This is a genomic window from Croceivirga radicis (genome assembly GCF_002072105.2).
GTDB classification, from domain to species: Bacteria; Bacteroidota; Bacteroidia; order Flavobacteriales; family Flavobacteriaceae; genus Croceivirga; species Croceivirga radicis.
In genome coordinates, this window is the sequence record NZ_MTBC01000001.1 from 479353 (window position 1) to 503164 (window position 23812).

A 23812-nucleotide genomic window follows, 5' to 3' on the forward strand; every position below is an offset into this window, starting at 1 on the left:
CTAATTTTAGACCGGCTTTTTAGTTTTAAAGCTTACCGCCTTTGTGTTCATCTTGCCATTTTACCAATTCTAGCCATTTGCCTTCATAAGCCATTTTTGCTTGTAATGGCCAAGACCCAGGATTGTGTATTCTGTAGCGTTCACCACCAGAATTAAGCACTTCTTGACATTTTTCTATTGAAGTCTCTGAAAGAGCTTTCCATGTTTTGATATCAAAATTGTGGAATAGACCTTCAATTTTTGGTCCTATGCCTTCAACAATTTTTAAATCGTCTTGTTTAATTTTTTTGCCGTAAGCACTTTTAGCGGCGTCTGCATTAAAGGCCAAGGCCGTGGCCCCACTTGCCGCTAAGGAAGAAACAACGTTTGTAGCAGATGCACTTTTAAGTTTACCCTTACAAGTATCTAAATCAACTTTTAATTGAGCATTTTCATCTTGTAAAGCTTTTAATTGTGCAGTATGGTCCGTAACCGTTGCAGCCCCAAGTTTGCTTTGAGCAGCATTTAGTTCGGCTTGTAATTTTGTGTTCTTATCATTTAAGTTTTTAAGTTCGGCAGAATTGTCTATTACTTCTGTCTTGCTATTGCCTTTACCCCAGAGGTAGCCTAATATTGCGCAAATTACACCTACCAATAATGGAATTAACCAGCACCAGATATTATCAAAGTTCATTTTTTAAAGTTTAAGGGTTATATAGATTATTTAAGTGTTACAACGGTTCTTCTATTTTGAGACCTGCCTTCTTCCGTAGCATTTGTGGCTATAGGTGCATCTGGTCCCTTTGAGTTAGATGTAATTTTAGCGCTAGGAATGCCATTTCTTATAAAATAGGCCATGGCAAAATCTGCTCTTTCTTGTCCAAGTGTTATGTTATTGATACGGTTGCCTGTATTATCCGTATGGCCGGTAACAACACACTGTGCTTCTGGTACCTGGTCTAGATAATGTGCTATATCTGCAATTTTTTGGCGCTGCTCCGTGGTCAGGTCTATAGAAGCTTCTCCGGTCTTAAAATGCAAAATCAATGGATTATCCGTAATTTTTTTATACAAGTCTGCCAGCTGTTCTTTAGATTCTACCTTTTTATCGCCTAAATCAAAAGAGATTGGCCCTAAGAATGTACTATCCTTGGGTATAAGATCGTCCATAAGCTTACCGGTAATTTGGGTCTGGCTAGAGGGTACGCCTAATTGCACTAAATAGTTTTTTACGCTATTGGCACGGGCTATACCTAAATTAGGCCAGGCAGAATTATTGGTTTCTTTTGAAGTATACAATCCGGTAATGGTTATCCCTTTATCTGCATTATCTTTTAAATAGGAACCTAAACTATCCGTTGCCATAGTAACCATAGTGGATAGTGGGGTTAGGTAATCTGCATCTGAAAAGGTAAAATTGAAATTTTCTTGAGCGGTTAAACTAAAGTCTGCTCCATTTACGGTAAACGGAAAAGCAGTAGGTTCTGGAGTTTTTGGGGTTTCAATTTCTTCTGATTCGGACAAAACTTCATCAGAGCTGGTAGCGGCCAACCGGCAATCGCTACAAAGTGAAAAATAAAGAAACGTACCCAGAACAATGGTGAGAATAATACCTATTAAATAGGTCAAATTTCTGGTCATCTTGTTAATAATTAGTGTTATAGCCCACAAATTATAAAAAAACCAAAGAAAAAGTTAAAAAATATAAGAAAATATTGATTAGCAGGTGTTTAATGCAGTAACACGTATGGCACAAAGAAAACAGGGTTTATTGGCAGAATGTACAGAAAAGCGTACCAACTATGCAATTTCTGGCCCAAGCAGCCATGATAATTATTTACTTGTATAGCGTTTTAAATATAAAACCCTATTTCTCCCGACAAAGATCCGGCATTGAAATAGGGTTACCTTATTTAAGTTTGAGTTAGTTAAGTTGGTTAAAGCCGGTGCTTATTAAAAGCAACGGCTTTTTATTTTATAAATTAAACTTAATTCCTTGTGCAAGGGGAAGCTCAGTGGTATAATTGATGGTATTGGTTTGTCTACGCATATAAACCTTCCAAGCATCGGAACCACTTTCTCTACCACCGCCGGTTTCTTTTTCGCCACCAAAAGCACCACCAATTTCTGCGCCAGAGGTGCCTATATTAACATTGGCAATACCACAATCACTACCCGCAACGGATAAAAAGCGTTCGGCCTCTCTAAGATTATTGGTCATTATTGCAGAGGAGAGCCCCTGTGCCACGTTATTTTGTTGGTCAATGGCATTGGTTACGTCCCCAGTATATCTTAATAAATATAGAATTGGTGCAAATGTTTCTTGCTGCACTATTTTAAATTCGTTTTTAGCTTCTACAATCGCTGGTTTTACATAACAGCCACTAGTATATCCATTTCCTTCTAAAACGCCACCCAGTACTAGAATATTTGCACCTTCTTTAACCGCTTGGTCCAATGCGTTTTGATAATTGGCAACCGCATCTGTATCTATTAGTGGTCCAACATGATTATTTTGGTCTAATGGATTTCCAATTTTTAATTGCCCATAGGCATTTACCAGTGCTTCTTTGACCTGATCGTACATACTTTCATGAACTATAAGCCTTCTAGTAGATGTACAACGTTGACCAGCAGTACCAACTGCGCCGAAAACAGCCCCAATAACAGTCATTTTTATATCCGCATCCGGGGTAACGATAATGGCGTTATTTCCACCCAGTTCTAATAGCGATTTACCTAGACGGCCGGCAACGGTTTGCGCAACAATTTTACCCATTCTAGTAGAACCTGTTGCAGATACCAAGGGTACACGATTATCTTGGGATAAAAATTCGCCAACCTTATAATCACCATTTATAATACAAGAAATACCTTCTGGCAAATTGTTGTTTTTTAATACGGTTGCTATTATGTTTTGGCAAGCAATACCGCATAAAGGTGTTTTTTCAGATGGTTTCCAAATGCATACATCACCGCAAACCCATGCAAGAGCGGTATTCCATGACCATACCGCAACAGGAAAGTTAAAAGCAGAAATGATACCCACTATACCCATTGGGTGGTATTGTTCATACATACGGTGGCCGGGTCTTTCAGAATGCATGGTTAAACCATGAAGCTGTCTAGACAAACCAACGGCAAAGTCACAAATGTCTATCATCTCTTGTACCTCGCCCAAACCTTCTTGGTAAGATTTTCCCATTTCGTAAGAAACAAGCTTACCCAAGGGCTCTTTTAACTCACGTAACTTATCACCAAACTGTCTAACTATTTCTCCCCTTTGTGGAGCGGGGAGGCTACGCCAAGTTTTAAAAGCTTCTTGTGCTTTTTCCACTACTTGTTCATAATCTTCCTTAGTGGATGTACTAACTTTAGCTATAAAAGCACCGTCTACCGGAGAGGTAGAACTTAACATAGAACCAGAACCAAACCAATGGTTACCTGTAGATGTTCCGTTGTTTTCTTGTTGTATTCCTAGTTGTTCAAGAGCTTCTTGTATTTGAAAATTCTGAGCCACTTCTGACATTTATAACATTTTTAGTGTTGATTGTTACAAAAATACAAATATTGTAGAGTTGTACGTATTTTAATTTTACGGGGATTAACCAAATAAACTAGCTATGCAAGCTAATATGCCTAACAAAGCAGGAATACCTTGCACGTAAAAGATAGTTTTTGATGCCGTATAGCCACCGTATACCCCTGCAATACATACGCAGCTAAAAAAGAAAAGCGCTATATATATGGACCAGAGTGTATCTGCTATAAAAACACTCCAAACTAAACCTGCAGCTAAAAACCCATTGTATAATCCTTGATTGGCCGCCAATGTTTTAGTGGGCTCAAACAAATGTTCTGGCATGGATTTAAACACTTTTTTTGCTTTTGTGGTCCATGCAAACATTTCTAGGTAAAGAAAGTATACGTGTTGTAGCGCAACTACAATAGCCAAAATTTTATAAAGAAAGCCCATATTATTCTTTTTCTGCTACAAATCTTGGATCCGTTGGCATTACCGTTCCGCAAGAATTACAGGTGCGGAGTTCCTTACTCCCATAAAATTGTTTAAAATGCTTAAGAAAATCTTTTTCAATATCATTTAAGGTAAAGTAGGCTTCGTATAATTTATTATTGCAATTATCACAGAACCATAAAAGCCCGTCTTTTCCTTCTAAGTTGTTACGCTTACGTTCTATTACAAGACCTATAGAACCTTCATGTCTAACAGGAGAATGGGGTACTTTGGCAGGATGTAAATACATATCTCCTGGGCCTAGCACCATGGTTCTTTTTTCTCCTTCTTCTTGTATATGAACTTCTATATTGCCCTCTAATTGATAAAAGAGCTCTTCAGTCTCGTTATAATGGTAATCTTTTCTGGCATTAGGCCCAGCAACGATCATAACAATATAATCACCAGCATCTTTGTAGAGGTTTTTGTTTCCAACAGGTGGTTTTAATAGTTCTCTATTTTCTTCTATCCACTTATTTAGATTAAAAGGAGCTTTAATGGCCATTATTTTTTTTAAGAAAGGTACAAAAAAAGCTTTGTGCTTTAAAAGCAAAAAGGGCTGCCATTGGCAACCCTTTTTAAAAACACTTAACTTAATTTCTGTAATCTATTCTTTATAAAAGATTTGTGTGTAATATAAATCTCCCGTATTGCTTTTAGTAATGCTTATAGTGGTATGCGTATAATCTCCCTCTATGGTCTTCTTGTGCGAATTGCTTGACATCCATCCATCAAAAGCTGAAACTACATCATTATATTTTCTAGCAACATTTTCGCCTACCTTTTTTGCTTTTGTTTTTTTGGCAACCTTAGAAGCTCTTTCATTAAAATTATTATGACTTAAAGCATCATTGGTGATCATGTATAAATTATGCTCTTCTGCCACTTCATATATGGCTGCATTAAATTCTAAACGGCCTAATCCTAAATCTTCTCTATGATTATTGATTATATCTAGCAAGGCCTGCTCATTATCAGAAAGAACCAAACTTACTGCCTCAATGGTGTTCTCTTCATACAAAGCAGCTTCTTCTTCTGTGCTGATGGTACTGCAAGAGGTGAAACAAAGTACAAGAATTATTGCAAGGGGGAATAAACGTTTCATTTTCAAATCGGTTTTCATTTTTTGTTCTCACTGCGAATGTATTTTAGAATGTTACCGAGACATGAAATTATCTTTAACTACCCGTTTTTTTCGATAAGTCGTAAGATTAAGTGAAACAGGGGTTTATCGACGAAATACATTTGCATTTTATCGATGAAAACTGTAATATGTAGGAAAATACCTATTTTTACTAAAGCTATGGGAGGTTTCTTTTAAACCGCTAGTTATTAGTTGTTAAAGCGAAATGTAGGTTTCTTTTTCTTGTTCTTCTTCCTTGTCTAACTGTTCTTTTTCAGAGAATACTTTACTAAAGACCAGCGCTCCAATGTCTCTAACCGGACCATAAAGAATAGAATTGGTCTGGTCCTCTTTGTCAATAAAGTTTAAAGAGGCGGTTGCTTTTTCAAAAAAGACTAGAAGTGCACCAACTATAATAGCTACCTTAAGCGTACCAAAAATGCCACCTGCAATCTTATTTAGCAAGCCCAACATGGCAAAATCAGCAATCTTAGTTAATAGCTTACCTGCAAAATGTACTACAAGTACTATTATTATAAAGGTTATTAAAAAAGATGCTATTTTAACGTAACTAGGATTCCACTCTGTATTGTTTTCTATGTAATCACCGGCTATGTAAGAGAAATGAATGGTGCCATAAATACCAGCAATAAGGGCCACTAAAGCGGCAAGCTCTACAAAAAGGCCATTTTTTAAACCTTTATATAAACCCCATATAAGTAATAGCCCTAAAACAATATCTATAAAAGTCATGGTACGTGTTTAGGCAAATATAGGATATTGAGTTTTACCTTTGTAGTTTTAATGGTATGACAGGAAATAGTAAGTTAAAGGAGCAATGGGAGCTGTTGGTAAAAAAGCTTTCGGATAAATTTGCGGATGGAGATACTTTGGATTTGGACGGCATTATTTATTTGGTAGGCGTACAAGAATTAGGGCAATTAGGGCGCACTTTTAAAAAGGATGAAAAAGTTAACCTAATGCATATAGCCATATGTAGGTTGCTAGAACCATATGGTTTTTACGAATTTGATTTTTATGACCCAGACGGCTGGCCACATTACAAGGTGAAAGAACAATTGCCCAACTTAAAAGCAGGAGAACAAGCTGTTTTGATGAAGGAAGCCTTGGTTACTTATTTTTTAGAGAAGGCCTATATTTCTTAATCTAGCTTTTCCGTAAGTTTTTTAAATGCTTTTTTGGGGTCTTTATTTTCATATAAGATACTGTACACTGTGTTGATAATGGGGGTTTTTGATTTTTTTTCTAGTTTGTCCATCAGTATATGGGCGCTTTTGGCTGCATAGTAGCCTTCGGCTACCATATTCATTTCCATCATTGCACTTTTTACCGTGTATCCCTTACCAATCATGTTTCCAAACATTCTATTTCTACTAAATACGGAATAGCCTGTAACTAATAAGTCACCCAAGTAGGCACTATCGTTAATGTTACGTTTCATTTTATGTACTTTACCTATAAAGCGTTTCATTTCTCGGATAGCATTGCTCATCAATACGCTTTGGAAATTATCGCCATAACCAAGACCATGGGCAATACCAGCAGCAATGGCATATATATTCTTTAGTACAGCGGCATACTCCGTACCAATAATGTCATCAGAAGTTTTGGTATTAATGTATTCGTTACGTAAATCTTTGGCCAATACTTTAGCCTTGGTATCATCGGAACAGGCTATTGTTAAGTAAGATAATCGTTCTAAGGCTACTTCTTCCGCATGGCAGGGACCGGTTATTACGCCAATTTGGTCATAAGGTATGCCGTACTCAAAATGAAAATGTTCCCCTACTATTCTACCAGTTTCTGGAACAATACCCTTAATGGCTGAAAAAATAACTTTTTCCTTTGGTAAATTCTTTAGGTGTGTTAATTCTGAAGCTAAAAAAGCCGAAGGAATAACAAATATTAGTACATCTGCACCATTCACTGCTTGGTTAATATCTGTAGTAAGGTGTAGTTTGTCTAGTTGTAATTCTACAGAGCTTAGATAATTTGGGTTATGGTGCTCTCGTTTTAAATGTTCTACCGCGTACACGCTACGCATGTACCAATGTATGGTATTGTTGTTCTCCGTTAAAATTTTAACCAAGGCAGTTGCCCAGCTACCTCCACCTAAAACAGCGTATTTTGTTTTTGCTTTCATTCTTCTTTGTCTAGGCCAAAGTTAAATATAGATTTTGATATTAGGTTAAACCCTTGTTATTAGTGGGTTATCCATTTTGGCACAATACTTGGTTTCGATATAGAGAATCGAAAAACGAATGATTATGAAAACAAAAAGTATACTACTAGGAATTTTAGGTTTGGTCTTTTTGAGCTCTTGTTATACCGAAGTTATCATAGAAGACGATTATTTGGTAACATCTCCCGTACATACAGATGATGTTTTACAATCTTTTGATTTATGGTATGTAGATATAAATGCTACGGATGGTAATGGGGAGGTGCCTTTTCTTCAAAATGCGTTCACGGTAAGTTTTAGGGACGGAATTGTATATGCCAATAACAATATTGTAGGATTAGGGAAAACCGGAAACGGCCTTGGTATTGATGTGGGTAGCTACGGAACTTTTACGGGCCAAATAGAAATAGACCATGATATAGACGGCCTTTGGTTGTTAGACTTATACGTGGTTAACAATAACACTTTAGAAATCCATGACCCGCGTTCTAACACCAGTTATTTTCTAAATGGTTATCAAAGACGAAACTTTGATTATGATCGGATGTTCTATGAGAACCTCACCTACTTTTTACAAGAATACACTGCTTGGGAAAAAACATTCACCAGTGAGCAGGGAGCTATAAATGATTTTGATGCTGAAAATTATATGCGGTTTTTTGATGATGTCGGAGGGGTTTTTCAATCTTCTCAAGATGGCAATGGTACCGCTTTGGTTAATTTGGTTTGGGACTATGAAGGGGCTTACCAAGTGTATGATACCAATGAGCCCACTTTAAAAACTTTAACACTGGATTATGACTATTTAGGCAATGAATACTTTGAGTTGTACGTTATAGATGATAGTACAATAGAATTGTATCATGTAGCCAGTGGAACGGTTTATGAGTTTAGTGGTAGAGGCTACATACAATATTTAAAATCTGATGATAAGACGGGTAAAAAACGTTCAAAATCCAATAACAAAAAAATGAACGTATCCCGCGCTAGAAGTCTGTAAGGAAATTGTTTCCTAAACGACTATATAAACGTTTTTTGGTTGGTTATTTAGTTAGAAATCGCCTCGCTGTATCCTATGGTTTACACGGGGCGGTTTTTTTTGGTCCATTTTGTTTACCATAAGTATTCTATTTGCTTACTGGGCTTTGTAAATGTTTAATTATGATGTTTTTAGATTGATAAATTCTTAAAAATTATTCCTTTACTAGCTAAACCGGCATTAAGTATTAATTTTGCCGGCTTAATTAGGAAACATGAAAAAGTACCTAAACCTTTTCGATTTTAGTCAGAAAGTAGATTATAAAACAGAGATATTATCTGGTTTAACAGTGGCCCTAGCCTTAGTGCCAGAAGCTATCGCTTTTGCCTTAATACCTGGTTTTTCGCCATTAACCGGTCTTTATGCTGCGTTTGTAATGGCTTTGGTAACCTCTATTTTGGGCGGTAGACCAGGAATGATTTCTGGGGCAACTGGTGCAGTAGCGGTAATCTTTGTAGGGCTTATTTTGGAATTGAAGAATACTTTTCCAGGTATAGAGCCCGTAACCATTCTTAATTATACGTTTGCCACCGTGATTCTTGCAGGTACGTTGCAAATTTTAGCAGGTGTTTTGCGTTTGGGTAAATTTATCCGTTTAGTGCCACAACCAGTAATGTTTGGTTTTGTAAATGGTTTGGCCATAATAATTTTTATGGCACAGTTTCCAAATTTCTACAACAAAGAAACAGGAGCGTTAATGACGGGGAGTCCTTTGTTCATCATGTTGGGCCTAACCTTGTTAACCATGCTTATTATTTGGGGCTTGCCAAAATTAACCAAGGTAGTGCCTTCATCTTTGGTGGCTATAATAGTTGTTTCGGCCATAGTTATTGGCTTTGGAGTAAACACCATGACGGTCGCGGATATTATGAGAGAAGGCGAGACAATAAAGGGAGGTTTTCCTCCTTTATCTATTCCTCAAATACCTTTTACATGGGCCACTTTTAAAATAATAATCCCTTATGCGGCAATTGTTGCTGGTGTTGGTTTAATAGAGAGCCTATTAACACTAAATATTGTGGATGAGATTACCCAAACTAGGGGTAGGGGCAATAAAGAATGTGTAGCACAAGGTGTTGGTAATATCTTTTCTGGCTTTTTATCTGGAATGGGCGGTTGCGCTATGATCGGCCAGAGTTTGATTAATACCTCTTCTGGAGCTAGAGCAAGATTATCTGGTATTACCGCAGCAGTGATGCTTTTGGTATTTATAATGTTTGGTAGTAGCTTAATAGAACGCTTACCTATGGCGGCATTGGTGGGTTTAATGTTTATGGTTGCCATTGGTACGTTTGAATGGGCCAGTTTTAAAACATTTGGCAAAATGCCAAAGTCAGATGTGATCGTCATGGTTTTGGTAACCTTGATCACGGCCATTACGCACAATCTAGCCGTTGCTGTTTTGTTGGGTGTAATAATTTCTGCGTTAGCCTATTCTTGGGAAAATGCAAAGCGTATTCGTGCGCGTAAACATACAGATGAAAATGGTGTGAAGCATTACGAAATATACGGTCCTCTATTTTTTGGATCTACCACATTATTTTCAGAAAAATTTGATGTACAAGACGATCCTGAAGAAGTAATTATCGATTTTAAAGAAAGTAGGGTAGCAGATATGTCTGGTATAGAAGCGTTGCACAAAATAACGGAACGTTATGCCAAAGCCGGTAAAAAGGTTCACCTGAAACATTTAAGCAACGATTGTAGAAGGTTGTTGCAGAATGCAGACAGTATTATAGAAGTTAATGTATTGGAAGACCCAACTTATAAAGTGGTTTCAGACGAATTCTAGTGGTCTAGTCGTTTAACTTACCTAAAAAGACATTCACTTTAGGATTTATAGGATTACCGGCAATCCTGCGCAAAAGCACCACTTGTCCAGTGTGGTATATAGCATCAGAAAGTTGCCCGTTTAGAAGATTCCAAAATGGAAACGAAACGCGGTTTTCTCCCCGCTGAAAGGTTACATTAAACTTTTTAAAATCTGAGGCTGTGGCAAGCTTATAAGCGTCACTGGCTATTTTTAAATTATTAAGTGTTTGTAGTCTTAGCTGTTCAAGGGTATATTCTCTTTTGGTCTCTGGCCGTATGTTAGGTTTTTCTTCCACAGCGTTACGCACGGCTTTAGAAAGCTGTAAAATGTGTTCTAGTGTAGTCTTAATATCTCGGCTGTCTTCTGAGGCCGTAAAAGTCAACTCTTTTTCTCTTAAACCTTCCGTTGCCCAATAATATCTAAACCCTAATCCGTCTATGGTTCTTGCTACAATGGAACCCTCAGTGTAATCTAGTTCTAAATCTGGAAGTACGGCGTATGGTAAGTTGGTTTGTGCCATTGTAATAAAATTTATACCGGCCAAAAAAATAAGGTTTAAAAGGTATTTCATGATTTTAAAAAGAAAAAGCTACAATCCAAATAGAAAGTAGCTTTGTTGCGTTATTTTGGTTCTAGTATTATAGTGTTCTAAGATACTCTGCCAATTCTCTAGCTTGATCTTCCGTTAAATTTTGGTTTAACATAATTGCGTTGTTGTACTCTTTTAAAAGCGCCTTTGCAATAGGGTCTTCCTTAAGCATCCCATCTGGGTTTAAAATCATGTTCATGACCCATTCTGGACTTCTACGTTCATATACACCTTTCATTGCAGGGCCAATCATTCTTTTGTCTACCATATGGCAAGCAACGCAAACAGAATTAAAAGTAGCTTCACCTTTTGCAGCTAATTCCGTATCAATTTCATCTGCAAATTCCACGTTTTTAATTGGGCCTACACCTTTGTTGTCCAAATCTACTGGAACGCCACCGCTTTCAGCATCAGCTTTAGTGGTTTCGGTTTTAGTCCTATTAACTTCAAAACCTTCTTTTTTCTCTTTCTTTTCACCACAACTAGCTATTAAAGCGCCAAGTGCTAAAAAAAGTACTACTTTTTTCATGGGTATTTATGTTTGTTCTTCAGTTTTTACAAGCAATAAATATAATGAAAAAACAAAAGAGAATACTTCTTAATAACTAAAGGATAGGTTAATAAAATAACTACGACCAAAGCCAAACCAATATTTAGGAGCAAAGGAAGGGTTGTCTCTTAAATTATCTGTTTGGAGTTGTTCAAAATTACCATTTCTACTTTGCTGATAACCACCAGAAATATAATCGGTATCAAAAAGATTGTTAATGCTAATGAAGAGGCTTATATATTTTCCATTTTTTAGCCAAGATTTACCACCAACCAAGTTTAATAGATAAAATGGATTTTCTTTGTGCTGGTTTAATAGATTGGCCACTGCCTCTGGTGTTGCCGAGGAAAAGGGCCTGTTTGTTTCTGGGTTAAGGGTAAAGCTATTGGTTCTAATTATACTACTTAGGCCAACATAATTCTCATCCAAATAATTTGTTGTTGCGCCGATCCACCAATACCTAGGGTCTCTATATTCTATACCAATGGAATACGTTTTCTGTGGTCCTTGATTTAATCGTAAGTCTTTAAGATTGGCTTTTCCTAAATCAATAAAACCATTTACATCCAAAGGCTCTTCATCAGCATTGGCTGTATCAAAATTAATGGTAACATCTGGATTGTTGGCATATGTATACCTACCTATATTTGCCACCGCACTAAGCTTAACTTGCGGTGATGCATTATATGACACGCCTATTTCCAAACCTTTATGTAGATGGTCCATATTGGTTACCACCTCTTGCACAAAATCTGAACCCACCCCGGCATCAACATAAAAATAATTAACTCTAGATAAGTCTTGGAATCGTGTATAGAATGCCGTTATTCTACCATCAAAATCTGGATATTTAAACGTGTAGCTAAGGTCTGTCGCGGTTATGCGTTCTACTTTTGGATTCACTACAATTTGGTTGTTTTCTCGTGGATTAACAAATAGCCGTTGTAAATTAGGAGCCCTATTTATACTTGCAGTATTTAGATGTATCCAATTTCTGCCATTGAGTTTATATGCTAATTGTAGTTTGCCGCTTAGCCCTAGAAAGTTAATAGGTGTACTATTGCCTTTAGAATTTTCTAAGTAACGTTGGTTTTGAAAATAGCCTATTCTTTGTGTTTTTAATTGATTTAAAGCTAGGCCCAAACCAAAATCAAAAGCTTTCCATTGCCCTTGTAATTGTGTAAAAGCGTTTATAGAATTGGATTGCAATTTATAATGGTAGTTGAATTTATCTCCTTTTGATATCTGTAATGGTCCATTGGTGTTATTTAGGGTATTGGAAAAAGGGTCAATATCCTCGTGAAAAGAAGCGCCTAGAAGGTCTGTTGCTTCTGCAAAGAAAGTACTACTGTTATTCTTGTAGGCTATACCGGCATCCAATTTAATGGCAGAATTCAATTTTAAATTGACTATTGTATTAAAGTTTAGGGTGTTGGTTTGGTTAACATCATCTAATAATACATATGCCGCTTTACCACCTGAGCTTGGATTTGTATTGGCGGTATATAAATTGGACCAATTTAATTGAGCGTTTTTTAGAAAACCTTCTCTTGCCAAACTTGCATTTGTAAAATCTGCCCCAATAGTATTGTTTATGTAATAGCTAGGTAAATATCTATAATAAGTAGGGTCTGGGTTTGGAGCATTATAATAGGCTAATCTACTTCTATTGTTATAGCCTGTTTGAAAGGAAGCCCCAGCGGATAATTTAAAGGACTCCCCTGCATAAAAATAGTTAAGCATGGCAATGGGCTCCATTATTTTTCTAGTACGGCTATTTCTAATTTTCCCGTTTTGTAATCCCCAATAGGGATTATATTGTTTTCCTTGTAGATTAAAAACTTCTCGTGTTATAGCGGAGCTTCGGCCTCGAGTATTTTTAGCCAAGATAAAGGTTCCTAAAAGAGAATGTTTTTTATTGAATTGATATTCAAGAGCACCAAATGCGGCATTAGCAGTATACAAAGTGCCATCTACATAGCCTTCTTTTGCCCACCTTTTAGAAGCAGAGACGCTGTAAGCCAATCCTGTTTCAATATTTTGATGCGTGTAAGTGGCCATTAACCTTCCTGTATACGTTCTGTTAGAAAAGGAAGAGGTAAGGCGTATTCCTGGTCTTAAACCAGAAGGTCTTGTATCTATATTGGTGGTGCCTAGTACGTTTCCAAATGCATTTGAATTAAAATCTAACCCATTGGTAAAAGTTTGGTTTCTTGTTACATCATTTAAACCACCCCAATTGTTCCAATCTGGTCTGCCATTTAGTAGTTTATTCATACTAATACCATTAAGTAAAACAGTTCCCTCTTGAGAATCGTAACCTCTAACTTTGAAAAACGCTTGCCCAAAGTCGAAAGCGGCACGCTGTAAAAAAATATCCCTTGTAGCCTGTAATAAACCTTGAGATGCGTTTATGTTATTGTTTTCATCAGAAAGCTCCAAATCCGTAAGGCTTATCAAGTTGAGGTTTTGTTCTTGGGTTATATCAGTTTTAAGATAAATACTACCTAAACTAATTTTTTCTTCCTCCAAATACACTTCTATCCTTTTAGTTTGGTAACCATTATGTGTAAAATCGATTATTATACGGGGTTCAGAAGTTTTATATTGTAGAATAAATTCGCCATTAGTGTTGGTGTAGACTTTATTTAGCTGGCTGTCAATAGCTACTTCAATATTTTCTATCGGCTTTTTTGATGTGAATTCATATACATATCCGGTAATTGTAAATTCTTGAGCTATAAGTAAGTTTGAACATAGGATGCCGTATAGAAATATCCAAAAGTATTTCATAATCAGGTTAGTGTGTGCTATAAGATTACAAAAAATATAGTATTATAGTGGTATGTACTTGAAAAAATATACTGGTAATCGTTTTTGTATGGGATTAATAATCCTATTCGTAAACGTTATATTATATTTTAATTGTTATGGTCAGGAGAATTATCGTGTAAGGACAGTTGTTTTCTACAACCTGGAGAATTTATTCGATATTAAGAATGATTCTCTAGTTCACGATGATGATAGAACGCCTACTGGAAAATATAACTGGACACAAGAAAAATATGAGTCAAAATTAAATGCAGTAGCAAAGGTTTTATCTGAAATTGGTAAGGACAGAACCGGAACAACTCCAGATATAATAGGTGTATGCGAAGTTGAGACCAAAAACGTACTACTAGATTTAATTTCTACCACTACTTTAAAAGATTATGGATACCAGATAATTCATTTTAATAGCCCAGATGAAAGAGGAATAGACGTTGCTTTACTTTATAAGGAAAGTAGTTTTCTACCTATTGCCTTTAATAGTCATAGATTATTACTGTTTAATGAGGAAGGTTTTAGAGATTATACTAGAGACCAATTGGTAGTAACAGGTATAATGGATGGTGAGAAGCTTAGTTTTATTGTAAATCACTGGCCATCTAGGAGCGGTGGTGAAAAACGAAGCAGGCCCAATCGTATTAAGGCGGCCTTGCTTAATAAAAGAATAATAGATTCCATTAGAAGGGAAAACCCTTTAGCTAAAATAATTTCTATGGGCGATTTAAACGACGACCCAAGAGATGCTAGTTTAAAAACAGTTCTGCGTACCAAGGGTAAGCTTAAAGCCTTGGATAGCCTTGGTCTTTATAATCCCATGGAAAAGCTTTACAGGCAAGGACTAGGCACACTAGCATATAGGGATAGGTGGAATTTATTTGATCAGTTTCTTTTAACCCCTAGTTTGGTTACTGCCAATAGAAAAGGCCTGCATTATTGGCAGGCCCATATATTTTCACCAGATTATTTAATGGTACAGGAAGGGCGGTATAAAGGATATCCTTTTAGAACCTATGTGGGTACAACTTACCAAGGTGGCTATGCAGACCACTTTCCCGTTTATCTGTATTTACTTAAAATGGTTACGGATTAAAGTGATTATAGCCATTGGCCCCAAGGTATTCTGCTGAGTATGGCCAATAACCCTAAACCATAAAATATGGCTATGCGTTTAAACTTTAAAGTAGCGTCTTCTGTTTTTTTGTGCCTAGACCAACCTATGGTAATCAAAACAATTGCAATTATGTTGATAAAAGGATGCTCTACCGCTAGTAAACGAGCGGCAGAATTTAACCCGCCCATACCTAGGGTTTGTATAGCTTTAAAGCCATTGGCAGAAACAAAGTATAAGATTAAACCAACCAACAATTGAATATGGGACATAATTAAAGCAAAAAGACTAATGCGTAAGTCTTTTTCAAAACGGAATTCTTTTTTGCCAAACCACCCAATTAGCGCATTAACAACCGCTATAATTAGGATAATTAAAACAAGGTAAGCTAAATAAGAATGAAGGTTTTTTACTATTTCCATGTTGTTGGTTTAGAGCGTAAAAATAAACATTTTAAACCATAAAAAAACCCCTGCTTTTGCAGGGGTTTTAAAGGTTATAATTCTTTTGGGTTTAGAACTTGTAACGTATACCCAATTGAGCTTGCCATCTAGAAGATTGTAGACCAGCATCATCAATGTTATTAAGCGAGTTTTCTATGCTTCTATTAATTGTATAGGTTGGCGTGGTTCCATCTGCCTCAAAACCTTCAAAGAACAATAGAGTAGCGGTATCAAATCCACTTGTAAAATATCTTCTACCCCAATCTTTATTTATAAGATTAGTAAAGTTGAAAACATCCGCAGAGATTTGGATTGTGTGTTTTTTATCACCTACATTAAAGGAGAAATCCTGTGCAAGTTTTAAATCAATAACATGACTCATTTTAGCTCTTGATGCGTTTCTTTCTGCAAATTCTCCCCTTCTAGAGCTTAAGTAATCATCGCTAGAAATAAAACCGTCTAATATTGCCCACTGATCCTCAGCAGTAAAATCACCATCATCAACCAATTGAGCTTCCTCAAAAGTTTCTGGAATGTAAGGTAATGCAACAAATGATTCCCCTGTATCATCAATTAAATCGTTTCTTCCACCAACAACATAACTGAATGGAGTACCATCAATACCTTCATAGAAAATACCTAAAGTAGTTTTTAAGTTTTCTGACCATTTAAAATCAGCAACTACATTAGCTAAGTAACGGTCTCCTTGTGCAAAATCAGATGTTGAAACAGAAAGGTTGTTAGAACCGTTTACACTCTCATTAAAAGCCCAATTCGAAATAATCTGGGATGAGGTACCTTCAAATAATACATCAGAATCTCCGTAAGAATAAGTAGCTGAAGCTTGTACGTCTAAAAATGGACTATAGAAGTTCTTTGATAGTGTAGCCGATGCGTTCCAAGATTTACCTTTACCTGTATTGGAAACCAAGAAAATACTACCGTAAGTATCATCAATATTTACCCCTCCAAAGTTAGCTCTTGAACCAGGACCAGTGGTAGTGAATTGTGGACCTGCTAAGTTCAAGTTTTCTATGTTTAGACCTGTTATAGTAGTATTGCTTAATAATTCTCCAGAAATGGTAAAGCCACCTGGCAACCTTTGGTCTACTGCAATACTTGCTTTAAAGGTTTGTGGAAGTTTTAAATCTTCTGCTAATAAATCTATATTCCCTTGGAAAAGATCATCTTCTCTAAACTGAGAATTAACATCAGGATTGAAAGATGGTACATTGTTAATATCACCTTCATTTCTTGGTCTAAAAATCCTAGTATTGGCAACGTTATTACCAGTATTATTATACGCGCCACCTGGCCATACTAATGGCATTCTAGAAGTGAAGATACCTAAACCACCTCTAATTTGCGTTTTCTTATTTCCCTTTACGTCCCAATTAAAACCTAATCTAGGAGAAAAATGAGCAGAAGTTTTTGGACCTTTACCCACTCTTGCACCCTGTAAATCTTTACCGTTTGCTTCTAACAAATTAACGCCTCTTGTGTTAAAATCTTCGTTACCACGACCGTCGTCCCAAATTGGAAAGTCAAAACGAACACCCATGGAAAATTTGAAGTTATCTGAAAGCTGTACTTCGTCTTGAGCATAAAAACCTAATTGTAAAAGATTAAATTCCGCAGCACCTACAGATTCATCTCCCGTGCCTCCTAAAACAGAATAACTACTTCTGTACTCATTGGCATCGTCATCATAGAAATCTTGCAATGTGTTATAGGTATACTCTCCAAAGTTTCTACCAAAGAATACATTAAGAACATCACTATATTCATTATGGGTACCTAAAGTTATATTATGCCTTCCAGAATAAATTTCAAAGTTATTGGTAAGCGTAAATATATCTTGCTCTAATAGGTTAGCTGTTGAAAACGGCTCGGAACCAGCAAAGATTCTGGCATCACCATCGTTAATTTCCAATGTTGGGAATGGACTTCCAGATATACCTCTATCATCCCTTACCCTTGTGTAACCTAAAATTAAATTGTTAGCAAATTTGTTGCCAAATGTAGAATTCAATTCTAATGAGGCTGTATTTGAAGTTGATTCGAAAATCTGTCCAGCATTACTAAAATTAATTGTAGAACTGGTTGACCTACCAATACCATAAAAATCAGCATTAACATAGTTGTTTCTAAATGATAACTTATGATTCTCATTAATATTCCAATCTAATCTTAATGTTAACTTATTACTTTCTAAAGTTCTAGTATTTGCATCAAAAGTTCCTGGATTGTAACCATACTCTGAAATAAGGTAATCCCTAAAAGCATTAAGACCGGTAAGACCAGCATCGCCATCATAAGTTCCTTCAAAGGGTTGAGGCGTTTCATCATCTTGTCTTTCGTAGTTTAAAAAGAAGAACAATTTATCCTTAACAAGTGGTCCTCCTATACTTAAACCGTAAGTTTGAGCCGTAAAATCTGGTAATTTTGTTCTGTCATCATCTTCTCTTCCAGGAGTTTTTCCTGCCAAATCTTGATTTCTGAAAAGATAATAAGCTGTGCCCGAAAATTCGTTAGTACCAGATTTGGTTATAGCATTGATAGCACCACCCGCAAAACCACCAAGTTTTACGTCATATGGAGCAACGTTTACTTGAAAAGATTCAATTGCATCTATTGATATTGGGTTTACTCCTGTTTGGCCACCGTTAGTTCCTGATCCCGAAAGACCAAAAACATCATTGTTTACGGCACCATCAACATAAAGTGCATTGTATCTATTGTTTTGACCGGCAATAGAAATTTCATTGTCATCTCTAATTTGAGCTTCTGGAGTTAAACGAGCAAAGTCAGCTATAGATCTTGATACGTTAGGTAAAGCGGTAACTTTTTCATTACTGATGTTAGTTGATGACCCTGTTTTGTTTGAATCAAATATACCGCCAGTTTGTGCGGTAACAACTATTTCGTCAAGTGCTGTTGCATTTTCGCTTAGTTGTCTACTTATACGCTCGGATTGACCTAAATTAAGATAGATACCTTCCAATACGTCTTCATTGAAACCAACATAGGAAATAGTAACCTTGTAAGGACCTCCAATTCGCATTCCGGAAATACGGTAAAAGCCGTCAAAATCGGTAGCGGCACCATAAGTTGTTCCAGATGGAGTGTGTATAGCTACAACGCTAGCTCCCGGCAAGGGTTCTCCTTGTGCATCTGTAATTTGTCCGCCTAAAGAGGAAGTTGTAACCCCTTGGGCAAAAGCTATAGTGGTGATAAAAATCGCCACTAATGCCATGTAGAATTTTTTCATTTTAAAAATGTTTAATTGTTCAATTAGCACTGCAAAAGTGCTGCATTATCCTTTTACCATTGTTAACTAATCGTTAAGTTATGCAATGTTTAAGCAAAAGAAAAGCCCTTGATTTTCAAGGGCTTATAGTTAACTGTTATTTTTTAAAAAATCATCTAATTCTTAAATTTTTGTAAAAGCTGCATTGTAGAGGTGTCATGTTTGGTAATCTCTGAATTTTCGATGTCTTTTAATATGGTTTTGGCAAGTTGCTTGCCCAATTCTACGCCCCATTGATCATAGCTAAAAATGTTCCAAATTACACCTTGCACAAAGATTCTATGCTCATATAAAGCAACTAATGCACCCAAAGATTTAGGTGTTAATTGGTCTATTAAAATAGTAGTGGTAGGTTTATTGCCTTCAAATACCTTAAAAGGAGCAAGTTTATTTATTTCATTTTCTTCCAATCCCTGTGCTTTAAGCTCCGTGGTAACCTCGGTAAACGTTTTACCATTCATTAAGGCTTCTGTTTGTGCAAAAAAATTGGCCATTAATTTATTATGGTGGTCTGTTTTGCCATGTAGGGACCTTTTATAACCTATAAAATCCGCAGGAATTAACTTTGTACCTTGGTGTATAAGTTGAAAAAAGGCATGTTGTGAATTGGTGCCTGGCTCTCCCCATACAATATTTCCTGTTTGATAGGTGGTGGCATTTCCAAATCGGTCTACACTTTTACCATTGCTTTCCATAATGCCTTGTTGTAAATAGGCAGGTAATCTATGTAAGTATTGTGTGTAGGGTATTACTGCTTCTGTATCTGCACCAAAAAAGTTATTGTACCACACGGTCAATAACCCTAAAATTACAGGAAGGTTATCTTCTAATGCAGCATCTTTAAAATGGCTATCCATTTCTTGCGCACCATCTAATAAAGCTTCAAAATTGGTGTATCCTATTGCCAATGAAATAGACAAACCAACAGCACTCCATAAAGAGAACCTGCCACCTACCCAATCCCACATGGGAAAAACATTTTCATCTGCAATTCCAAATTGGTCTATCATTTTGGTATTGGTAGATACTGCGGCAAAGTGTAAAGCCACATCTTTTTGCGTTGCGGTTTGCAAGAACCACTCTTTAATTGTTTCTGCGTTGCTTAACGTTTCTTGGGTGGTAAAAGATTTAGAAACAATTACAAACAAAGTGGTTTCTGGGTTTAATTCTTTTATTACCTCTTGTACATGATCACCGTCTACATTGCTTACAAAATGGGTTTTTAAATGATTTTTGTAATACTGTAAAGCTTCGGTTACCATTACTGGGCCTAAATCTGATCCACCAATTCCTATGTTTACAACATCTGTAAATGCCTTACCGGTATATCCTTTCTTTTCTCCAGAAACAACCGCGTGGGTAAATGCTTTTATTTGCTCCCTTACTTGGTAAACTTCCGGAATTACGTTTTCACCATCAACCTTTGCAATTGAAGTCTTTTTAGACCTTAGGGCGGTGTGTAGCACGGCTCTACCCTCTGTTTCATTGATGATGTCGCCAGAGAAATAAGCATTTATGGCATCTTTTAACTTTACTTCATTGGCTAGATCTAAAAGTAATTTTTTGGTTTCCGTGTTAATTCTGTTTTTAGAATAATCCACAAAAAAATCGTTCCAAGTAAGACTCAATTCCTTAGCCCTATCTGGGTTGGTTGTGAATAAATCTTTTAAATGGGTGTCTTTTAGGGTGTTAAAATGGGCTTTTAATGCGTTCCAGGCATTTGTGTTTTCTGGATTAATTTTGGGTAAGGCCATTAGTGTTTTCGTTGTATGTGATTAAATCTTCCTTTTCTGATTTTGCAGATGCATCTAAAGCATCTAATTGTGCTCTTAGCGGTTTAATATGCTCAAAGTACTTTGGCTGTAACGAATCTTTAATAGGTTCTGCCGTGGGCAATTTTTCTCTAAGGGGGTCTACTTGTTTGCCATTTTTCCAAAAACGGTAACAAACATGTGGGCCACCGGTATTACCGGTCATACCTACCCAGCCAATAACATCTCCCTGTCGTACAAATTCGCCTTTTTTAACTTTTTGCGATTTCATGTGCAGGTACTGGGTGGCATAGATACTATTGTGTTTTATTTTAACATACTTACCATTACCTCCTCTACGGGTAGATTCTGTCACCGTCCCATCTGCGGTGGCAACAATTGGGGTGCCTATAGGTGCGGCGTAATCTGTGCCTCTGTGTGGTCTAACCTTATAGCCATAATAAGCAATTCTGCGTTTTAAATTGTATCTAGAACTTAAACGATATCCAAATTTAATAGGAGCTTTTAAAAAAGTGCTTCTTAAATTATTGGCGTCTTGATCAAAGTAATCTTCTATGTTTTTAATAGAATCCGTTACGTATGGAAAGGCGTATATAGGTCTACCCTTGTGCTCAAAATAAGCTGCTTTTATTGGTCCGCTCCCAGCATACAACGTATCGTTAATATATCTTTCGTCATATATAATCTTAAACTTATCCCCGGCATCTAACCTAAAAAAATCAATGGTCCAAGCATAGACCTCAGATAACTTAATAGTCATTACATAGTCTACCCCCAAACTATCAAGGGTTTGGCTAAGACTGCTATTTATGGTCCCGGCTACTTCTCGCTCTACAAACCGAACCGGTTTTTTCCCGGTATAGGCTTTTACCGAATCTCTTAAGTCTACCACCGTATAATTTATACGGTCATTTTGATAAATAAATACTTCGGCTTTTTCTAAGGTATCCTTGGATTTTAGAATTAAATAGGGTTTGCCAACCATTATTCGTCTCACATCAAACGTGTCCTTGTATTTTTCGGTTACGGTATAAATTTTAGGATAGTCAACATGGTTTTTTAACATGAGTTCTCCAAAACTATCTCCGCTCCTTATCGTATCTTCCACAACATTGAACTCGTCAAAGTTAAATCCGTAAGGTCTCTTGATAGGTATTTCCTCAGGTTCTTCAAAAGCAGTGGTTTCAACTTCTTTTTTGTCTGCTTTACAAGCAATTAAAAGCACTATTGCCAGAACTGTTGCCCAATATTTATACATAAACCTTACTTGTGTTTTTTTGGGTTAAATTGGTGTTCTACCCATTCTTTGCCCCAATCTTCGATTTCTTTTTGCGAATACAAATTTGGGAAAAATATTATTTTCTGAAAACTTGGTGGTAAATAGGCTTTCCAATTGGTGCCTCCTGTAGCATCTATTGTTTCTTTATCCTTGGATAAATATCTATAAGCAGACCCCATGTGCATTAAGGGCCAATTTACATTGGCGTTTATATCTAGTTTTTTCAAAGCTTTTATAAGTGCCGTGTTTTGCTTGTCCTTTTCAGGTAAATTTTGGTATTTATGATAAATTGTTTTGCCTTTTACTTGGTTGGCAATACGTAAAAATCTTGGTGTGTACCTAAACTCGAACTGTTTTAAGGTAAGGGTCTTTTCTCCTGTTTTAATATCCGTAGCGCCCTTTTTCCAATAAATATGTTCAAAAAGTGTTTCTATGCTGCTGTTGCTGGTATAGGTGTTTCTTTCTGTGTGGTGAATTAAATTTTCTAATGGAGTGGCATAAAGTTCAATCATTCTATACTGCGCAGATTGAAAACCGCTTGCGGGCAATAATGCCATACGGTAACGCAGAAATTGTTCGCGTTGCATACCATTGATCATAATACTAAACGAAGAAATTAATGCTTTGTAGTAGTTGTTGATTCTTTCTACCCTTTCAATAAAGAATTCATTTTGGTTAGAACGGTCTTCTACCAGTTGTTTTTCTTCATGTAAGATAAGCTTAAAATAGAGCTCCGTAATTTGGTGGTACATAATAAATATTTCCTCATCTGGGAAATGTGTTCTAGGTACCTGAAGGCTCAATAAGGTGTCTAAATGTATATAGTCCCAGTACGTTAAATAACGTTGGTAAAGTAAACCGTCTAAATAGGAGCTTAAATCTTGACCGGAGTCTTTAAATTTTTCTTCTAGTTTATTTATTTGGGATTGGATCTTCTCTTGGTTCTCCATTTTTAAATTTAAATCAATCCATAATAATCTTGAACTGATTTCTTAACCCGTTATAACCATCTAAATCTGCCTTAAGGGATCCAACGGCCAAATCAGCCTTAATGCGGACCGGTATTTTGTTTAAATCATTGGTAACCCAAAGCGAAAGGCTTTCTTGTTCCTTAAAAACCCTACCAGACTGCACATAAGGTCTAAATTTAAGACATTCTACTTTGCCGAACTTTGTTTTTAAGATTTCCTTACCTAAATATTTTAACTTGAACTGAAATACACCATCATCATCAAACAACATATCCATATTTAAGGTTTGGCCATCTTCAAAAGATTCAAAGTTGTATTTGCTTCTTAGATAGTATGCGGCAGAGATTAAATCTTGGATATTGTCATGAACAGGAAATTCCATTTTTTTCTTGTTCTTATTATCGGTAAGAAGGGCAGATTGCTTTTCGTAATCAAAATCTATTTCAATGTCTTTGGTGTAACCGCCTTCGTCTATTTTTCTAATAAATTTGTAGGGCTTGCCGTTGTTTTTGCTAAAATAACTTTCATAAGTATCATCTACCTTAAAAAATATACTGGCAAAGCCAGTGGTCTTCCCTTTGCCCACTACATGGTAGACCGGTTTACTGTTTAGGGTCTCTGATTTTAAATGAAGCGTGGCATAGCTGGCGTTTAAAAACCCATAATGAATCCTAAATTTTAGCCATTCACCAGATTTAAATGCGGGTGTGTCTTGTGCATTAATGCACAGAGTTGTGGACAGTAGAATTAAAAGAAAAAGATTTTTCATAGCGGCAAATTCTATATTAA

21 protein-coding genes are annotated in these 23812 nt (G+C 36.4%); 4 read left to right on the plus strand and 17 right to left on the minus strand.

Annotation, left to right across the window (positions count from 1 at the left end; all coding sequences use genetic code 11):
* Positions 1-25: 25 nt before the first annotated feature.
* The 7 genes from BUL40_RS02160 to BUL40_RS02190 all read right to left on the minus strand — a co-directional run bounded on the left by BUL40_RS02160 (position 26) and on the right by BUL40_RS02190 (position 5870).
* Positions 26-673: a hypothetical protein gene (locus tag BUL40_RS02160; RefSeq protein WP_080317883.1), complete on the minus strand. Its 648-nt coding sequence runs from the start codon at positions 671-673 to the stop codon at positions 26-28.
* 26 nt (positions 674-699) lie between these two features.
* Complete coding sequence (locus BUL40_RS02165; protein ID WP_080317884.1) at positions 700-1620, minus strand: OmpA family protein; 921 nt, start codon at positions 1618-1620, stop codon at positions 700-702.
* Between the two features lie 334 nt (positions 1621-1954).
* Complete coding sequence (amaB, locus tag BUL40_RS02170; RefSeq protein ID WP_080317885.1) at positions 1955-3508, minus strand: L-piperidine-6-carboxylate dehydrogenase; 1554 nt, start codon at positions 3506-3508, stop codon at positions 1955-1957.
* Positions 3509-3583: 75 nt separating this feature from the next.
* Positions 3584-3955: a DUF1304 domain-containing protein gene (locus BUL40_RS02175; protein WP_080317886.1), complete on the minus strand. Its 372-nt coding sequence runs from the start codon at positions 3953-3955 to the stop codon at positions 3584-3586.
* Position 3956: 1 nt separating this feature from the next.
* Positions 3957-4499, minus strand: a complete 543-nt coding sequence (locus tag BUL40_RS02180; protein ID WP_080317887.1) for a 3-hydroxyanthranilate 3,4-dioxygenase — start codon at positions 4497-4499, stop codon at positions 3957-3959.
* 102 nt (positions 4500-4601) lie between these two features.
* Positions 4602-5099: a CAP domain-containing protein gene (locus BUL40_RS02185; protein ID WP_176465429.1), complete on the minus strand. Its 498-nt coding sequence runs from the start codon at positions 5097-5099 to the stop codon at positions 4602-4604.
* Between the two features lie 234 nt (positions 5100-5333).
* Positions 5334-5870 carry a CvpA family protein gene (locus BUL40_RS02190; RefSeq protein WP_080317889.1) on the minus strand — a complete coding sequence of 179 codons (537 nt, stop codon included), beginning with the start codon at positions 5868-5870 and terminating at the stop codon, positions 5334-5336.
* Between the two features lie 56 nt (positions 5871-5926).
* Between BUL40_RS02190 and BUL40_RS02195 the strand changes: the two genes are divergently transcribed.
* Positions 5927-6283, plus strand: coding sequence for a hypothetical protein (locus BUL40_RS02195; RefSeq protein WP_010519620.1), 357 nt, complete (start codon positions 5927-5929; stop codon positions 6281-6283).
* On the opposite strand, the gene BUL40_RS02200 is transcribed toward BUL40_RS02195, so the two are convergent.
* The gene (locus BUL40_RS02200; protein ID WP_080317890.1) at positions 6280-7281 is read right to left on the minus strand and encodes an NAD(P)H-dependent glycerol-3-phosphate dehydrogenase; all 1002 of its coding nucleotides are present in this window, start codon (positions 7279-7281) and stop codon (positions 6280-6282) included. The two genes, BUL40_RS02195 and BUL40_RS02200, sit on opposite strands and share 4 nt — an antisense overlap.
* A 124-nt stretch (positions 7282-7405) precedes the next feature.
* Here BUL40_RS02200 and BUL40_RS02205 point away from each other — a divergent pair, with 124 nt between their 5' ends.
* Positions 7406-8320: a nicotinic acid mononucleotide adenyltransferase gene (locus BUL40_RS02205; protein ID WP_080317891.1), complete on the plus strand. Its 915-nt coding sequence runs from the start codon at positions 7406-7408 to the stop codon at positions 8318-8320.
* A gap of 253 nt (positions 8321-8573) precedes the next feature.
* Positions 8574-10151, plus strand: coding sequence for a SulP family inorganic anion transporter (locus BUL40_RS02210; protein WP_080317892.1), 1578 nt, complete (start codon positions 8574-8576; stop codon positions 10149-10151).
* Between the two features lie 4 nt (positions 10152-10155).
* Here BUL40_RS02210 and BUL40_RS02215 read toward each other — a convergent pair whose 3' ends face one another.
* From BUL40_RS02215 to BUL40_RS02225, 3 genes are all read right to left on the minus strand, one after another.
* On the minus strand, positions 10156-10743 hold the full coding sequence (locus BUL40_RS02215; RefSeq protein WP_080317893.1) for a DinB family protein: 588 nt from the start codon (positions 10741-10743) through the stop codon (positions 10156-10158).
* Between the two features lie 67 nt (positions 10744-10810).
* Entirely contained in the window at positions 10811-11290 is a 480-nt protein-coding gene (locus tag BUL40_RS02220; RefSeq protein ID WP_080317894.1) for a c-type cytochrome, read from the minus strand.
* Positions 11291-11359: 69 nt separating this feature from the next.
* Positions 11360-14104: a TonB-dependent receptor gene (locus tag BUL40_RS02225; RefSeq protein ID WP_080317895.1), complete on the minus strand. Its 2745-nt coding sequence runs from the start codon at positions 14102-14104 to the stop codon at positions 11360-11362.
* An 88-nt stretch (positions 14105-14192) separates the two neighbouring features.
* Between BUL40_RS02225 and BUL40_RS02230 the strand changes: the two genes are divergently transcribed.
* Positions 14193-15230 (plus strand): endonuclease/exonuclease/phosphatase family protein, encoded by a 1038-nt coding sequence (locus BUL40_RS02230; RefSeq protein ID WP_244901806.1) that lies wholly within the window; start codon positions 14193-14195, stop codon positions 15228-15230.
* A gap of 5 nt (positions 15231-15235) precedes the next feature.
* On the opposite strand, the gene BUL40_RS02235 is transcribed toward BUL40_RS02230, so the two are convergent.
* The 6 genes from BUL40_RS02235 to BUL40_RS02260 all read right to left on the minus strand — a co-directional run bounded on the left by BUL40_RS02235 (position 15236) and on the right by BUL40_RS02260 (position 23792).
* Positions 15236-15670 (minus strand): hypothetical protein, encoded by a 435-nt coding sequence (locus tag BUL40_RS02235; RefSeq protein WP_010519042.1) that lies wholly within the window; start codon positions 15668-15670, stop codon positions 15236-15238.
* Between the two features lie 91 nt (positions 15671-15761).
* The gene (locus BUL40_RS02240; RefSeq protein ID WP_080317897.1) at positions 15762-18962 is read right to left on the minus strand and encodes a TonB-dependent receptor; all 3201 of its coding nucleotides are present in this window, start codon (positions 18960-18962) and stop codon (positions 15762-15764) included.
* Between the two features lie 155 nt (positions 18963-19117).
* Positions 19118-20755: a glucose-6-phosphate isomerase gene (gene pgi / locus BUL40_RS02245; protein WP_080317898.1), complete on the minus strand. Its 1638-nt coding sequence runs from the start codon at positions 20753-20755 to the stop codon at positions 19118-19120.
* Positions 20736-22031 carry a peptidoglycan DD-metalloendopeptidase family protein gene (locus BUL40_RS02250; protein WP_010519045.1) on the minus strand — a complete coding sequence of 432 codons (1296 nt, stop codon included), beginning with the start codon at positions 22029-22031 and terminating at the stop codon, positions 20736-20738. Before BUL40_RS02250 ends, pgi begins: the two co-directional genes overlap by 20 nt.
* A 5-nt stretch (positions 22032-22036) precedes the next feature.
* Positions 22037-23002 carry a tryptophan 2,3-dioxygenase family protein gene (locus BUL40_RS02255; RefSeq protein ID WP_080317899.1) on the minus strand — a complete coding sequence of 322 codons (966 nt, stop codon included), beginning with the start codon at positions 23000-23002 and terminating at the stop codon, positions 22037-22039.
* Positions 23003-23015: 13 nt separating this feature from the next.
* Positions 23016-23792 (minus strand): DUF3108 domain-containing protein, encoded by a 777-nt coding sequence (locus BUL40_RS02260; RefSeq protein WP_010519047.1) that lies wholly within the window; start codon positions 23790-23792, stop codon positions 23016-23018.
* Positions 23793-23812: the final 20 nt, after the last annotated feature.